Genomic DNA, 15044 nt, shown 5'->3' on the forward strand with positions numbered 1-15044 from the left:
GAGGAAATTTATCATGGCAATAATTGAAAAATATAAATTAGTACAGGCATTTGAACCAAGAACAACAAATGCTTCAATAACAAGTAATTATGTAATTTTAAAGGATGCTGTTACAGCAACAGTTGTTGTAAATTTAGCTCAAACTGTTGGGCATACAACTCAAATATCTTTATACCAGGCACAAGATATAGAAGGAACTGCTGCAAAGCCTTTAGCAAATGATGTTCCTATACTTGCAAATGAAGATGTTTCAGCAAGTGATACATTAGTAAGGCAAGCAGATGGAGTAAGCTATACTGTAGCAAATACTGCAAAGAATAAGCAGGTGATATTCCATGTTGATCCAGCTAAACTTGATGTGAATAATGAATTTTGCTGTTTAAATGTAAGAATAGGAGCAAGTTCACAGGCTACAAACTTTGCAAGTGGCGAATTTATATTGGAAAACAAATATGCTGAGGATTAAAAAAATTAGATATTAGGTAATTAGATTTTGAGAGCCATCTAGGCTCTTTTGTTTTTGGGGTGATTTTATGGCTTTAAAAATTATAACACCACCAGCAGTTGAACCTATAACTTTGGAGGAAGCAAAACAGCATTTAAGAGTAACTGGAAGTGATGATGATATTATTTTACTCAGCATGATCAGGCAGGCTAGAGAATTTTGTGAGGATTTTCAAAACAGAAAATACATTACCCAGACTTTAGAAATGGTATTAGATTCTTTTCCAAATGATAATTATATTTCATTTAAAAACTGTTCACCAGTTCAAAGTGTAGAAAGTGTAAAATACTATGATTCAGGTGGACGGGAATATATATTTGATTCAAGTAATTATATTGTTGATACAGATAGTTTTGTTAATAGAATAGTTCTTGGATACTGTAAATTATGGCCAACAATAGCATTACAAACTGCTAATGCTGTAAGGGTGAGATTTACAGCTGGCTTTGGGGACAAACCAGAAAATGTACCTGAAACAGTTAAATGGGCAATGGTTCTTCACATGAGACTTCTTTATGATGATTATAAACCGGATGAAAGAACAAAAATTGAAGAAGCAAGAAACTCATTATTAAGTATGAATAGAGTGATACCAGTATGAGAACGGAGGAATTGAAAAACAAAATAATCTTTCAAAAACTTACAGCAACTACAAATGAAAATGGATTTGAAGTTGAGGTATGGGAGGATTACTCAACTGTTTGGGCAGCGGTATCAAATTTGATAGGAAGAGAATATTTTGCAGCCGCAGCTGTGCAGGCAGAGAAAACTGTTAAGTTCACTATAAGATATTTACAGGGCATAACAGATGATATGAGGATATTATTTCAAGATAAACAGTACAATATAACTTTCATAGATAATATTAAATATAGAAACAAATATATAGAAATAAAGGCTTTGGAGGTTGAGAATAGTGGCTAATATAGAACTTACAGGTGTTGATGAAATATTAAACAAACTTCAGCAAATAGGTTCAAATGTAGGAAGGCTTGAAAATAAAGCATTAAAAAATGCAGCAGAGCCTGTACTTGAAGATGCGAAGACAAATGTCCCTGTAAGAACCGGAAAACTTAAAAAAGGTCTTAAGATAACCAATGTAAAAAAGAAAGAGGGAATAAAATACATTCTTGTAGGTGTAGATAAGGGAGACAATTCAGAAATATTTTATGGAAAATTTATTGAGTTTGGAACCAGTAAGAGAGCAGCACATCCTTTCCTGCAACCTGCTTATGAAAAAAATATAGATGATATAAAAGGAATTATAGCTGAAACTCTAAAGGGAGGATTAAAGTGATAAACAAATTAGTAGTAGAAGCTTTAAAACCTCTCAATGTACCTGTTTCATTTCAAAAATATAAAGGAAAAGAAAATACCTATATAACCTTTTTTAATTATTTAGAACAGGGTGAGCAGTATGCTGATAATGAAGAAAAAGCTATAGGATATTATATTCAGATAGATGTATGGAGTAAAGATGATTATACAGAGCTTGTAGAAAAAGTAAAAAATAATATGAAGGCCGCAGGGTTTATGAGAACTTCTGCGGCTGATTTATTTGAGGATGATACTAAAATATATCACAAAGTACTCAGATTTTCGTATTTATCTGATTAAAAAGGAGGTAATGGTCTATGTCAGAAATAGTAAACAGTGCTCCTATAGGAGTAGAAAATTTAGTCTATGCAATTTTAACAGATGAAATTGCTTCAATTTATGGTACGCCGGCTTTGATTTCACCAGCAATAAATGTAAAAATAAGTCCAAAGAGCAATTCAGATACGCTGTATGCTGATAACAAAGCTGTAGAAACAGCTACATCATTAGGTGAGATAGATGTAGAAATTGAGACACAGGATCTACCACTTGAAGTACAGGCGGCACTTCTTGGACATACGATTGATTCAGCAACTAAAGTTATGTGTTCTGATGTTCAGGATTCAGCACCATATGTTGCTGTAGGCTTTAAAATTAAAAAAGCTAATGCCAAGTATAGATATGTATGGCTTCTTAAAGGCAAATTTAGTGAACCGGAAGAAGAACATTCATCGCAGGAGGACAAAACAAAATTTCAGACACCTAAAATTAAAGGTACATTTGTTACAAGAACGGATGGTAAGTGGAAATATACAGCTGATGAAGATAGTGGATTTACAGGTGGAGCCGCATGGTTTGGCAGTGTGTATAAACCAGTGATTATACCAGCCGCACCAACGAATCCAGTACAGGATGATACAGCTAATACTTTTGGATGGACTAATGTTAGCGGATATGATAATGCATCAGATTATGAGTACAGCACAGATGGAGGAGTAACATGGTTAGCAGTAACAGAAAATCCACAAAATGTTGGGAATAGTGCTTATGATGCAGGAAAAGTACAGGTAAGGGTAAAGGCAGATGCAGAAGCTGGCAGATCAGCGGGATTAGTATTAAGTTCAACTTTAGCATATACTGCAGGTTAATTTAAAAATTTAGAAGAGTCATTTTAATTCCTAGGAGGAAACAAGTATGGAGATAGTATTGAACAATAAAACTTATGTAATGCCTAAAGTTAAAACAAGGATGCTTAGAAAGGCTATTGAAATTAATGAAAATATAGATTTTAGCAACATGAAGACAAAAGATTTAGATGGACTTGTGGATTTTATAGTGGAGCTATATGGTAATAAATTTACCAGAGATAATTTTTATGATGGACTGGATGCAGATAAACTTATAGAAACTCTCAATAATAGTATAAATGGTATAGTAGGAAATCTAGGAAACAAGTTAAAGGAATTCCCAAACAAGTAAGCGGAGGTAGTGATGAAAAGCTGTCTCCGCTTGATTTTATAAAGGGGATTTATTCTAAGCTTTTAGAGCAGGGATGGACACTAAACGATGTTGATGAAATGGATATATTTTTTTACTTTGATATCTTAATTTACAGGGCAAATAAGAAATACAAGCAGAACTTAGATGCCGTTTTAAATATATTGTAAAGAAGGTGAGAGAGTGGCAGAGGAACTTGGAAGTTTAGCGGTAAAAATAGGTTTAGATAGTTCAGGCTTTCAAAATGGTATAAGCAGTATAAATAGAAATCTTAGAGTTCTTGACAGTGAGTTTAAAGCTAATACTGCAGCTCTTGGAGAAAATGCCAAAGGACTTGAAGGACTTAAATTAAAGTCAGAAAGTCTAACTAAACAATTAGAACTCCAAAAACAAAAGGTTGGAACTTTAGAACAAGCTTATACTAAAAGTGCCGAGACTAAAGGGAAAGACACTAAAGCAACACAAGACCTTGAGATAAAATTAAATAAGGCTAAACAAGCTCTCTCACAGATGGAGAATGAACTTTCTAAGGCAAATAAAGAAATAGAACTGCAAATCAGCAAATGGGGTACTCTTGGAAAAAGTTTTGATACCCTTGGAAATAAGATAAAGCCAATAGGTCAGTCAATATCCGGTGTAGGTCAAAAGCTAACGTTAGGAATAACCACACCTTTGATTGGAATAGGTACCGCTGCTGTAAAAACAGGAATGGATTTTGAAGCACAAATGAGCAGGGTTAGTGCTATAAGCGGTGCTACCGGAAGTGATTTTAAAAAATTAAATGACCTTGCATTGAAGCTTGGTGCAGACACTGCATTTTCAGCGGGTCAGGCAGCAGAAGGTATGGAAAATTTGGCTTCAGCAGGTTTTAATACAAATGAAATTATGGAAGCTATGCCGGGGATGCTTGATTTAGCTGCGGCAGGAGGTGTAGAAATATCAGAAGCCTCTGATGTTGCGGCTTCTGCCCTTAGAGGTTTTGGACTTGAAGCAGGTCAGTCAGGACATGTAGCAGATGTACTAGCACAGGCAGCTAGTGCCACCAATGCCGGAATATCGGATATGGGTTCGGCATTAAAATATGCAGCACCTCCAGCTCATGCACTTGGATTAAACATAGAAGAAGTAAGTGCAGCTATAGGTATAATGAGTAATGCAGGTATTAAAGGTGAAACAGCAGGAACTACTTTAAGAGGAGCATTAACCAGACTTGCAAGTCCATCAAAAGAAGCAGCTGTATTAATGGAACAGCTTGGTTTTCATGCCTTTGATAATCAAGGTAAGATGTTTTCATTGTCACAAATAGTAGCTAATTTACAAAATAGTATGAAAGGGCTTTCAGATGAAGAAAAACAAAATGCCATAGCAACTATATTTGGGCAGGAAACTATGTCAGGTATGCTTACTTTGATACAGGCCGGTCCTAAACAGTTAGATGATCTTACCAATAGTTTTAAAGCAAGTGATGGAGCTGCAAAGAAAATGGCCGGTACCATGCAGAATAATCTTAAAGGCTCAATAGAGCAGATGAAAGGATCTCTTGAAACTGCAGGAATAAAGATAGAACAAAGCCTGGCACCACATATTAAGGTAATAGCTGATGGCATAACAGAATTGGCTAATAAGTTTTCTGAGTTAAGTCCGGCAGAACAGCAATTTGCGTTAGTTATGGCTGGAATAGCAATAGTAATTGGACCGGCATTAGTTAGCATAGGTAATTTAATAGCTGCAATAGGTAACATATCAAAAGCATTTGGCACAGTATCAACTGCTATTGCTAATCTCGGAGGAATGTCAAAAATTTTAGGTACAATTTTTAATCCATGGGTAATTGGTATAGGAATAGCTGTACTTGCCGGATATGAAATTTATAAGCACTGGGATACCATTAAGCAGGGGGCAAATGATTTATGGCTTAAACTTACAACTGTTTTTCAAGGAATCAAAACATCTATCACTAATACCTGGGAAAATGTAAAAACTGCAACACTAACTGCCTGGGAAAACTTAAAAAGTACTATAAGCAGTGGCCTTAATAGTATAAAGAGCTTTCTAGAGCCGGCTTTAAATTTTTATAAGACCATATTTAAAAATACCTGGGATATTATAAAGAATGTTGTTCTAGGTGCCGTACTTATAATCCTTGATGTAGTTACAGGAAATTTTACAAAGCTAAAATCAGATATAGAGAATATATGGAATAATATAAAAACAGCGCTAACGAATATATGGGAAACCATAAAAAATACAGCTATAAGTGCTTGGACTAAACTTAAAGAAACTGTAATAAACCTTTGCAATAACATAAAAGAGACAGTGCTTAATATATGGAATTCTATTTTAACTTGGTTTTCAGAACTTCCGGGCAAGCTTTATAGTTATGGATCAAGTATGTTTACAAGAATGAGGGATGGAGTAAATAGTACTATAGGAAGTGTAAGAAATTCCATAGAAAGTGGTATTAATAATGCATTAAATTATCTGGCAAGTTTGCCGGGCAGGGCATGGAGCTATGGAGCAGACTTTGTAAATGGAATTGTAAATGGTATAAGATCTGCTGTAGGCAGAGTTGAAGATGCAGTAAGTGCATTAGCAGCTAAAATAAGAAGTTATCTTCACTTTTCAGTTCCGGATGAAGGACCACTTACCGACTATGAAAAATGGATGCCAGATTTTATGGCTGGTTTAGCTGAAGGAATAAATAAGAGTAAACACATTGTTGCTGAAGCTGTAAATGGATTGTCCTTAGATATGAAAGTGAACTCTAATATAGGAGAAATAGCAGTGCCATATAATAATTTAAAGGAAAATGAAAATCTAAATAATAGAAACGGAATTATTTTGCATATAGAGAATTTTAATAACTACACTGAAAAAGATATAGAACAGCTTGCATATGAATTAGAATTTTATAGACAGAAAATTTCTATGGGAAAGGGAGGAGTTTAATGTGCTTAGTTTTAACTTTGCTGGCAGGAACAGTTATGATGATTATGGCATTTTAATATCTCAAAGACCTAATATTCCTTCTCCTAAACGCAGAGTAAATATAATAAATATTCCCGGAAGAAATTCTAATTTAAGGTTTGATGAAAAGACCTATGATGATATAACACTAACGGTTGAGTGTTCAGTAAAGGATGGAGAAAATCTTGCAGATAAAATTGATGATATAGCAGTTTGGCTTTTTGAAGCAGGTGAAAGTGATTTGACATTCAGTTTTCAGCCAGATAAAAAATATATTGCTCAGGTAGTAAATTCTATTGATTTTAAACAGGTTTATAAATATTTTAGCGAGTTTCCTATAATATTTAACTGCAGACCATTTAAGTATGCAGTAGAGAATAATATAGAGACTATAAATGCTTCAGGTGCAAAAGTAACTAATCCAGGGACTATTGAAAGTGATCCTGTAATAAGTATTTATGGCTCGGGTGATATAGTATTTAAAATAAATGGACAGCAGATAAGTCTTAAAGGTATAGCTGAAAAAGTTATAGTAAATTCAGTTATACAAGACTGCTATGATGATGTGGGAAACAATTTAAATGGAATTATGTCAGGTGAATTCTTAAAAATGAAGCCCGGTGAAAATATTATAGAATGGAGTGGAAATGTTACTAAAGTAGAGCTTTTACCAAACTGGCAGTGGTTATAAAAAAATTTACTTTTAATTGAAGTATTGATACTAATGAATTAAAATAGAGGTATAATAAAAAGCTAGGAAGGTGAACTAATGAAGCCTACAAACTATGAAGATTTGATTATGAAAAGAGCAATGGATATTTTTGCAGAGGAAGGATTAAAATTCTTCGGTATAAACAAGAAAGTTAAGGAATTAGGACCAACAGAATTAGTAGTTTTAGAAACTAAAAATATGTTTATGGACTACACTTTCCTAATGGAAGATGACACTTTTATACATTTTGAGTTCCAGACGACTAATAAAGGAAAAGCAGATTTAAGAAGGTTTAGAGCCTATGAAGCATTATTAAGTCATCAGACTGGAAAAGATGCAGTTACATATGTTGTTTATTCAGGCAACATAAAAAATCCAGCGAATACTTTAAAAATAGGAATAAATGAATACAAAGTGAATTCTATATCTATGGCTGATAAAGATGGAGATAAAATCTATAATGATATTGTAGAAAAAATAAAATCGGGTAATGATATTACGAAACAGGATATAATATCTTTAACATTCACTCCTATTATGGGTGGAAAGATAGGTACAGTAGACAAGATAATTAATGCTATAAACGTAGTAAAAGATATAAACAATGACTATAAGTATGACGTGGAATCAATACTATATGCTTTTGCAAGTAAATTTTTAAGCGGAAAAGATTTAGAGAGAGTAAAGGAGGAACTGAGAATGACTGAACTCGGTAAAAGCTTAATAAATGAGGGTATGGAAAAAGGAAAAGATGAAGGAAAAAAAGAAAAAACTATAGAGATAGTCAAGAGAGCAATAAAAAAGGGCATGGATAATGAAACAATAAAGGAATTAACAGACTTAGACATTGATGAAATTGAGTTGATAAGAAAAGTACTAAAATAGAATAATTATAAATACAATAAAAAAATTTTTTACATTAAATTAGCTTATTATGATTATAGTAAGCTAGTTTTTTTATTACCCCAAATTAGATAGAAGGGAGGTAATAGAATGATATGCATCTACGATAAGAAAACTACTAAAGGAAACTTTGATAATAATGGTCTTGGAATTTTAAGTGAAGCCATAAGCTGTTATATTACTGAAGAACTAAATGGCGATTATTCTTTAGAGCTAGAGTATTCTGCTAATTCTAAGAAATCAAAGTATATAGTGGAGTGGAATATTATCAAGGCAGATGGTCAGCTTTTTAGAATATATAAAGTAGAGAAAAGCAGTGATGGCAAAAATGTAATTAAGGTATGGGCAAAGCATATCTTCTATGACCTTTCCTATTATTTTATAGAAAGTATGAAAGCTGAAAACTGCAGTGTAAAAACAGCTTTGGAGAAATCTTTAGTAGGAGATTTGATAACTATATATACAGCAGACAGTGATATTATAACTGCAAATACAATTGAGGTTGAAGAAAAGAATCCTGTAGAAGCCATATTTTCAATAATAAATATATGGGGCTGCGGCGAACTAAAAAGAGATAACTTTGATATTAAAATATTGAAATCCATAGGAAAAGATGCAGGAGTATTGATTGCACAGGGCAAAAATATAGCTGGTCTAAAATTTAATATAGATACCACAAGTGTCGTAACCAAGCTTTATCCTGTAGGAAAAAATTGTATAAAACTTACTGAAAAATATATTAGTGTCCCCAACTGGAATAGTGATGCATATCCACCTTTTCCTATTATAAAGAAAGTTGAATTTAAAGATGCTGAAGATGAAGTTACTCTAAGAGCACTTGCAAAAGAAGCTGCAAGTGTAATAGGTTTAAGCAGGGTAAATATTGATGTGGATTTTATAGAACTCAGCAAAACGAAAGAATATGAGAAATATAAGCATCTTCAAACCGTTAATATAGGAGATTCGATTATAGTAAGGCATAAAGATTTTAATATTGATGTAAAAGTACCTGTAATTAAGATAACGAAGGATATTTTAAATTGTGTAAATATTAAAATTGAACTTGGACAGCCAAAAGACAGTATATTAAATCAGCTAGATACAGCAAATATTAAGACCACATTAGATGAACTTGGGAATAAAGTATCTGAATCTTTTAGCTCAATGCTTTATTATGCGAATCCAGCAGCTTTAACTGTAGGAACGGCATCAATTGAGCCAGTATATTTAGGAATAACAGCAGTTGCAGATACAAACTTATCTATGAATTTTACTATGTACTGCACAGCCACCAGTTCATGCACAATAACAATAGAAATTCAATTAGATAACAAAGATATTCCATTTACTCCAAAACAGAAATTACAGCAAGGGGATAACGTTATAGGTATACCGCTTGGAATTCCACAAGTTCAGCAAGGAGCACATTATGTAGCAGTGTTTCTAAAAGTAGATACAGGTACAGTAAATATACCTATGTTTAATCTTCAATGTATGATTGATGGAAGAAATCTTCAAGGAGGTTTAAGTGCAGAGCATCCACACGCAGAATGTTTTGAGAAACAGAAACTTGTAAATATAAATGGGTTATATTTGAGTAAAGTGAAGAGTAATTATGTAAAAACAGAATTGCAGAATCCTTTGACTTCAGTCTTAGGTGTTCACAAAACAGCAGATACAGCAGCAATTAGCAGTGGTAAGCAGATGAGTACAAATCATGAAATTTCAATTAAAAAGCTAGGCGAAATCTTATATCTTACTCCACAATATAAATATAAATATTCAATAGATGATAATGTTTTAATTTTAGATGATGGACTTTATTTTAAAACAGTTTATGAAGGTACAGCAGTTGATGAAAGTATAGATGCAGGAAAGATGTATAGTTTTCAACTGTTAGACAGCAGTAGGTTTGCAAGTATTGAAAAACTGGAGGTGAAATGATGTGGGAGTATATAGTACAAACATAATTTCTCCAAAAGGAAATAGTGGCATGACTTCAATAAGTACTCATAATGATGATACTACAGTTGAGTTCCCGGACATAGGATTTGATTTTTTTTATAATGGTATAAACTGTAGAACTACAATCAATAGCAGTGGTAATTCGTGGATTGGATTTACTGGCTCAAGTGAACAGCTTAAAATAAATAGAAGGGATGCAGGAGCGGATAATATTTATTATGCTAAAGAAACAGTAAATGATAAACCTACGTTTAGAATAAGGTGGGAAGGTCATCAAAGTTACAGCACCTGGGGAACTCTTAATTTGGTATGGGAGCTTATATTATTTAATGATAATGCTATGGTACTTGTTATTGAAAAGATACCTAATACAGGCACAAATTCTTTTGAAAATCCTGCACTAGGGACTACTGCTTTAACTCTTGAAGGTAATAAATCCTATGCTTTTATTCCGCAGCAGGATCAAGGAAAATCCTACACTGTCCAAGAAGGTTCCTATATTCAGACTGATATAAAATATCTTATAGTAGATGGGACTGATATTAAACATTGGGATACTACATCTTCAAATTATGTTAAAGTTTCAGAATTGCCACTGACATCAGATAAGTTTAAGATTTATGGTGATGATATATATCACAAAGAAAGAACAGGAATAATAGCTGCTTCACCAATCTTAAAAATATGGTCACCTTCAGCTGAATTGCCTACACCAAGAATAACTCAGGTAATTAAGCCTAAACCTGTAATAGTTAATATGAAGGATGATATTTTATTTAGCGAGGCATATATAAAAGATATTATGAATTCAGTAGTGACTGTAGATAACACAGGCAGCGGAATTATAGTTTTTATAGTAAGTATAGATAGCGGAATTTCATGGAAAGCGTGGAATGGAAGTTCATGGACATTAGTAGATATAACAAATATGCAGGATGTGAAAAGTAAAGGGATGTCTGCTTCAGTGTTTCAAGGAATTACTGAAGCACAATGGGCAACACTTGGAGTTTCAAATAAAAAGATGAAATTTGCTTGGTATATGGAAGTTGCAGCGAGTACAGATGTTTTAAAATTAAAGCAGATAAGGGTTAACTATAATACAAATTAGGTTATAAAACTCCAATGATTTAATTTACTTAAATTCCATGATATACTAAAATTAGTTAAGACACAATCGCAAATTTATATTATTAAAGCTTAAAAGGTAAATATATAAAAAAAGAAAGTAAATAATAATAATATGATTACTTATTTAAAAACTAAATTTTTTATTTGAAAGGATTAATTTTTATGGGAATTATATCAATTATTTTGATCATAATAGGACTATGTTTATTTGAGGTAGTTTCAAGTATAGACAATGCTGTAATAAACGCTGAAGTTTTATCAACCATGTCTGAAAAGGCAAAAAAATGGTTCTTATTATATGGAATATTATTTGCGGTATTTATAGTAAGAGGATTATTGCCTTGGGTTATTGTATGGGCTACAAATCGTTCCCTTGGTCCTATTGGAGCATTAACTGCAACTTTCTCAAATGATCCACATATAATAGAATCTATAGAATATTCAACGCCTATACTTATGCTTGGAGGCGGAGTATTTCTTGTATTCTTGTTTCTTCATTGGTTATTTATTGAAGATAAGCATTTAGGACTTGCAACTGAAGAATTCTTCTTAAAAAATGGTACTTGGTTTTATGCTGTTGTTTCAGTTATTTTAGTTGGTATTGTAGCAGTAGCTTTAAAATACAATCCAGTACTTGCTTTGTCAGCTGTAATCGGATCATCTGCATTTTTTATAACTGATGGATTTAAAAAAAATGCAGAAGAAAATGAGAAAAAGTTGCTTAATAATACTAGCGAAATGTCAGATATAAGTAAAATATTGTACTTGGAGATAATAGATACTACATTTTCAATTGATGGAGTTTTAGGGGCATTTGCATTTACAATGTCAATTCCATTAATTATATTGGGAAATGGTTTAGGGGCTATTGTTGTTAGAAAGATTACAATGGGAAGTATAGAGAAAATTAAAAAATATATTTATCTTAAAAATGGTGCTATGTACTCGATACTATGTTTAGGCATTGTTATGGTTCTTGAAGGGTTTCATGTTGAAGTACCTGAATACATTTCACCTTTGCTTACGATTTTAATAATAATATTCTTTTTCTTTAAATCAAAGATTTATGCTGAAAAAAATCTGTCGTAAAAATTAAAATATATGTTAATATCTCATTAGTTTGAATACACAAATTTTTTATTATATAACTAAAGTCTGTACCTATAATGGTATAGGCTTTTTGCATTAAAGAATAAATAGAAAGGGGGAACTTTATGTCCTATAAACAAAGCTTGGCTTATAGTAAAGACTTAATAAAAGGAACAAAAATAGAAGTATTAAAGAAAAAGCTGATAATGCCATTCACAGGTATTGCCACAGTTAAGCTTTATGATTCACTTACAGGAAAACAGACCTACGAAGCTAAAAGTGAAAATAGGATATCTGCTGTATTTGGGAATATGGCTTATCTTGATGGATTTTATTACCCTATGCTGGACAATATGCAGGAAAAAGTACTAAATGATGTATATGTAACTTATCCATTTAGAATAATGGTTTTAACTACAGGAGATATAGCAGAAGATCCTTATGATTACTGGACCTGGGGAAGTATTATAGGATATGCAGACAGCCTGTACCCTTATAGCGGCAGTGATAATTTAAGGGGCAGCGTAAATAGTTCTGAAACAACAAGGTCTACTAGCACGAGGCATTATGTAATAGACTTTCCAACCAATGCTGCCAATGGAACTTTTAAAAGTATATATTGGACAGGTGGTAATGGAATTGATAGCAGTGCACAAAGTCCTAGAATAAATTCAATGTATACTAAAAAAACATTGGAAACGGGAGGCAGCGGAAACTATTTACCTGATTATAATTTATGTACGGATGAAACTAATCTTTATGTATTGAAAATCAATTCAACAACTTTATATGTATATGACAAGGTTACTTGTGTTAAAAAAAGTGATATAATACTGCCAGCATCAGCAAGAGCTGTAGACTATGATGGTACAAACTTCTGGATACTTATAAGTGATGGATCTTTTAAAAAGCTGGATAAAAATTTTGCTGTAGTAGAATCCTATCCAAAGAGTGCCGCTATTCCGGGAGATCTTGTTTCTGGGGTACATTATTATGATATAGCAGTAAATGATGCTTATGTCTATATAACTTATAATGGGTGTACTGATTCATCCGGTTCAAATTCCAATTATAAGAGTTGCATTGCAAAGTATAATAAAGACGGTACTTTTGCTGATAAAACTCAGATATATGCAGGGAGTTCCGGAGGTATTACTTTAACTAAAATACCAGGCAATAAATTGTGGACAATAATAAATTATGGAACTTGTCTGCAATTAAATAATGATGCAGCAGTTTATGGTACATCAGATTTTAGCTCTACAGATTATGAAAGTATTGTTTGGGATGAAGATACTTCTACTATGTTCACGTACAGTGATAGAAGTTATGGAGAATTAAAACAGCAGTATATTGTTCCAGCTTCGGCACATACTCTTCTGCCTGAAGCAATAACCAAAACACCAACAAATACTATGAAAATTCAATATGATTTTACCTGTGATTATGTATATCCACTGGATATGCCAGCTCACTAGGAGTATTAGATATCTTTAATATAGGATGTCTTTTTTTATTTTTTGAAGGAAAGAAGGTGAAAAATTGGAGGATAAGAACTGTAAAGATTGTGTGCAAATTGAAAATCTAAAAAATAAGATTGAGGGTTTAGAAAAAGATTTAAAGGAATCGGAGAAAAAGGTTTATGATATTACTTTAAAACTTCAGGATAGGGTGGGAGCCTTAGAAAGGCAGGGGGACAAAAATGAGGAAAGGGTATCTATGATATTTAATATTTTAAATGAAATAAAAGATAGCGTAAAAGTAATAGCAGATAAAATAGATGATTTTGAAAGACATCCTCCAGGCAGTGCACTTATAGAAACTCTAAAAATTGATATGAAAGAGCTGTCTGCCAGGATAAAAGTAGTAGAGGATAAACCGGCCAAGAAATGGGATGACACTACAAAAACAATAATGTTAGTTGTAATTACCCAGATAGCAATATTTATAATATCAAAAATTTTAAAATAGGGAGGTAAAAGCTTATGTTGCCAATAATAAAGAAACTTATTAAATTTAACTTTTCATCCGGGAATAACATTAAATATATTGTTGTTCATGATACTGCAAATACTGATAGAGGCGCAGATGCAGAAGCACACTATAGATATTTTAATGGAGGAGACAGGCAGTCTTCAGCCCATTATTTTGTAGATGATAAGGAAATAGTCCAGCTGGTCCAGGACTATAATGCTTCCTGGCACTGTGGAGATGGTAGAGGAAGGTATGGTATAACAAATCATAATTCTATTGGAGTTGAAATTTGTGTAAATTGTGATTGCAACTATGAAAAGGCTGTAAGTAATGCAGTAGATTTAGTAAAATTCCTTATGCAAAAATACAGCATATCTATTGATAGAGTTGTAAGGCATTATGATGCCAGCAGAAAGATATGTCCTGAAAGCATGAGTCATAATAACTGGGAAAGATGGTGGAACTTCAAAAGTAGACTTTCTTCCAGCGCATCTAGTCAAGTAAAAAATAACAGTAATTTAACCTATGGAACTGTAACAGCAAGTGTACTTAATGTAAGAAGTGGTGCAGGAACTAATTATAAAGTAATAGGACAGCTTGAAAGGGGACAAAGGGTAAGACTTGATATAAAAGTAGGAAACTGGTGGTCTATATACTTTGGTGACCATGGTGGTTTTGTATGTGCAGATTATATTGAATAGAAGGGGAGAATTAGAATGGAAAATAACAATCAGACACAGACTGATAATAAAAATACTAAAGCTGTAAACGACAGCGGTCAAAAACAAAATAGATTTAAAAGTAAAGCAGCATGGGTAGCTGTAGCAGCCCTACTGCTTTTTATTTTGAAAACTTATGGACTTTTAGCAACTATAGGACTTACAGAAGAAAGTTATAAAGAATTGACAACACTTATATTTGCAGTACTTACTGCCTTTGGCATATTTAATGATCCTACTAATAAAGAAAGTCTTTAAGAGGTGGTAT

General features: G+C 32.7%; 17 protein-coding genes. All 17 read left to right on the plus strand.

Going from position 1 to position 15044, the window contains the following annotated elements:
• Positions 1–13: 13 nt before the first annotated feature.
• Entirely contained in the window at positions 14–466 is a 453-nt protein-coding gene (locus tag CLJU_RS01750) for a hypothetical protein (RefSeq protein ID WP_013237041.1), read from the plus strand.
• 67 nt (positions 467–533) lie between these two features.
• On the plus strand, positions 534–1106 hold the full coding sequence (locus CLJU_RS01755; protein WP_013237042.1) for a head-tail connector protein: 573 nt from the start codon (positions 534–536) through the stop codon (positions 1104–1106).
• Positions 1103–1429 (plus strand): phage head closure protein, encoded by a 327-nt coding sequence (locus tag CLJU_RS01760; protein ID WP_013237043.1) that lies wholly within the window; start codon positions 1103–1105, stop codon positions 1427–1429. Before CLJU_RS01755 ends, CLJU_RS01760 begins: the two co-directional genes overlap by 4 nt.
• The gene (locus CLJU_RS01765) at positions 1422–1802 is read left to right on the plus strand and encodes an HK97-gp10 family putative phage morphogenesis protein (protein WP_013237044.1); all 381 of its coding nucleotides are present in this window, start codon (positions 1422–1424) and stop codon (positions 1800–1802) included. Before CLJU_RS01760 ends, CLJU_RS01765 begins: the two co-directional genes overlap by 8 nt.
• The gene (locus CLJU_RS01770; protein ID WP_013237045.1) at positions 1799–2122 is read left to right on the plus strand and encodes a hypothetical protein; all 324 of its coding nucleotides are present in this window, start codon (positions 1799–1801) and stop codon (positions 2120–2122) included. The genes CLJU_RS01765 and CLJU_RS01770 overlap by 4 nt, the downstream gene beginning before the upstream one ends.
• Positions 2123–2139: 17 nt before the next feature.
• Positions 2140–2970, plus strand: coding sequence for a major tail protein (locus CLJU_RS01775; RefSeq protein ID WP_013237046.1), 831 nt, complete (start codon positions 2140–2142; stop codon positions 2968–2970).
• Between the two features lie 46 nt (positions 2971–3016).
• Complete coding sequence (gene gpG / locus CLJU_RS01780) at positions 3017–3301, plus strand: phage tail assembly chaperone G (protein ID WP_013237047.1); 285 nt, start codon at positions 3017–3019, stop codon at positions 3299–3301.
• A gap of 201 nt (positions 3302–3502) precedes the next feature.
• Positions 3503–6268, plus strand: coding sequence for a phage tail tape measure protein (locus tag CLJU_RS01785; protein WP_013237048.1), 2766 nt, complete (start codon positions 3503–3505; stop codon positions 6266–6268).
• Position 6269: 1 nt separating this feature from the next.
• Positions 6270–6977 (plus strand): distal tail protein Dit, encoded by a 708-nt coding sequence (locus tag CLJU_RS01790; protein ID WP_013237049.1) that lies wholly within the window; start codon positions 6270–6272, stop codon positions 6975–6977.
• A 78-nt stretch (positions 6978–7055) separates the two neighbouring features.
• On the plus strand, positions 7056–7883 hold the full coding sequence (locus CLJU_RS01795) for an RpnC/YadD family protein (RefSeq protein ID WP_013237050.1): 828 nt from the start codon (positions 7056–7058) through the stop codon (positions 7881–7883).
• 108 nt (positions 7884–7991) lie between these two features.
• A complete protein-coding gene (locus CLJU_RS01800; protein WP_013237051.1) occupies positions 7992–9845 on the plus strand; it encodes a phage tail spike protein in 1854 nt (617 codons plus the stop codon).
• A gap of 1 nt (position 9846) precedes the next feature.
• Entirely contained in the window at positions 9847–10974 is a 1128-nt protein-coding gene (locus CLJU_RS01805) for a hypothetical protein (RefSeq protein ID WP_013237052.1), read from the plus strand.
• 182 nt (positions 10975–11156) lie between these two features.
• The gene (locus CLJU_RS01810; protein ID WP_013237053.1) at positions 11157–12083 is read left to right on the plus strand and encodes a DUF475 domain-containing protein; all 927 of its coding nucleotides are present in this window, start codon (positions 11157–11159) and stop codon (positions 12081–12083) included.
• A 125-nt stretch (positions 12084–12208) separates the two neighbouring features.
• On the plus strand, positions 12209–13561 hold the full coding sequence (locus CLJU_RS01815) for a hypothetical protein (RefSeq protein WP_013237054.1): 1353 nt from the start codon (positions 12209–12211) through the stop codon (positions 13559–13561).
• A gap of 64 nt (positions 13562–13625) precedes the next feature.
• Positions 13626–14054: a hypothetical protein gene (locus tag CLJU_RS01820; protein WP_013237055.1), complete on the plus strand. Its 429-nt coding sequence runs from the start codon at positions 13626–13628 to the stop codon at positions 14052–14054.
• A 14-nt stretch (positions 14055–14068) separates the two neighbouring features.
• Positions 14069–14758, plus strand: coding sequence for an N-acetylmuramoyl-L-alanine amidase (locus CLJU_RS01825; RefSeq protein ID WP_013237056.1), 690 nt, complete (start codon positions 14069–14071; stop codon positions 14756–14758).
• A 15-nt stretch (positions 14759–14773) separates the two neighbouring features.
• Entirely contained in the window at positions 14774–15034 is a 261-nt protein-coding gene (locus CLJU_RS21530) for a phage holin (RefSeq protein WP_013237057.1), read from the plus strand.
• The last annotated feature ends 10 nt before the right edge of the window (positions 15035–15044 follow it).

It is taken from the genome of Clostridium ljungdahlii DSM 13528 (genome assembly GCF_000143685.1).
Lineage (GTDB): Bacteria > Bacillota > Clostridia > Clostridiales > Clostridiaceae > Clostridium_B > Clostridium_B ljungdahlii.

Bases quoted from the DNA above. Each gene is read 5' to 3' on its own strand.
- CLJU_RS01750 (WP_013237041.1), top strand. From the start codon at position 14: ATGGCAATAATTGAAAAATATAAATTAGTACAGGCATTTGAACCAAGA.
- CLJU_RS01755 (WP_013237042.1), top strand. From the start codon at position 534: ATGGCTTTAAAAATTATAACACCACCAGCAGTTGAACCTATAACTTTG.
- CLJU_RS01760 (WP_013237043.1), top strand. From the start codon at position 1,103: ATGAGAACGGAGGAATTGAAAAACAAAATAATCTTTCAAAAACTTACA.
- CLJU_RS01775 (WP_013237046.1), top strand. From the start codon at position 2,140: ATGTCAGAAATAGTAAACAGTGCTCCTATAGGAGTAGAAAATTTAGTC.
- gpG (WP_013237047.1), top strand. From the start codon at position 3,017: ATGGAGATAGTATTGAACAATAAAACTTATGTAATGCCTAAAGTTAAA.
- CLJU_RS01795 (WP_013237050.1), top strand. From the start codon at position 7,056: ATGAAGCCTACAAACTATGAAGATTTGATTATGAAAAGAGCAATGGAT.
- CLJU_RS01800 (WP_013237051.1), top strand. From the start codon at position 7,992: ATGATATGCATCTACGATAAGAAAACTACTAAAGGAAACTTTGATAAT.
- CLJU_RS01810 (WP_013237053.1), top strand. From the start codon at position 11,157: ATGGGAATTATATCAATTATTTTGATCATAATAGGACTATGTTTATTT.
- CLJU_RS01815 (WP_013237054.1), top strand. From the start codon at position 12,209: ATGTCCTATAAACAAAGCTTGGCTTATAGTAAAGACTTAATAAAAGGA.
- CLJU_RS01825 (WP_013237056.1), top strand. From the start codon at position 14,069: ATGTTGCCAATAATAAAGAAACTTATTAAATTTAACTTTTCATCCGGG.
- CLJU_RS21530 (WP_013237057.1), top strand. From the start codon at position 14,774: ATGGAAAATAACAATCAGACACAGACTGATAATAAAAATACTAAAGCT.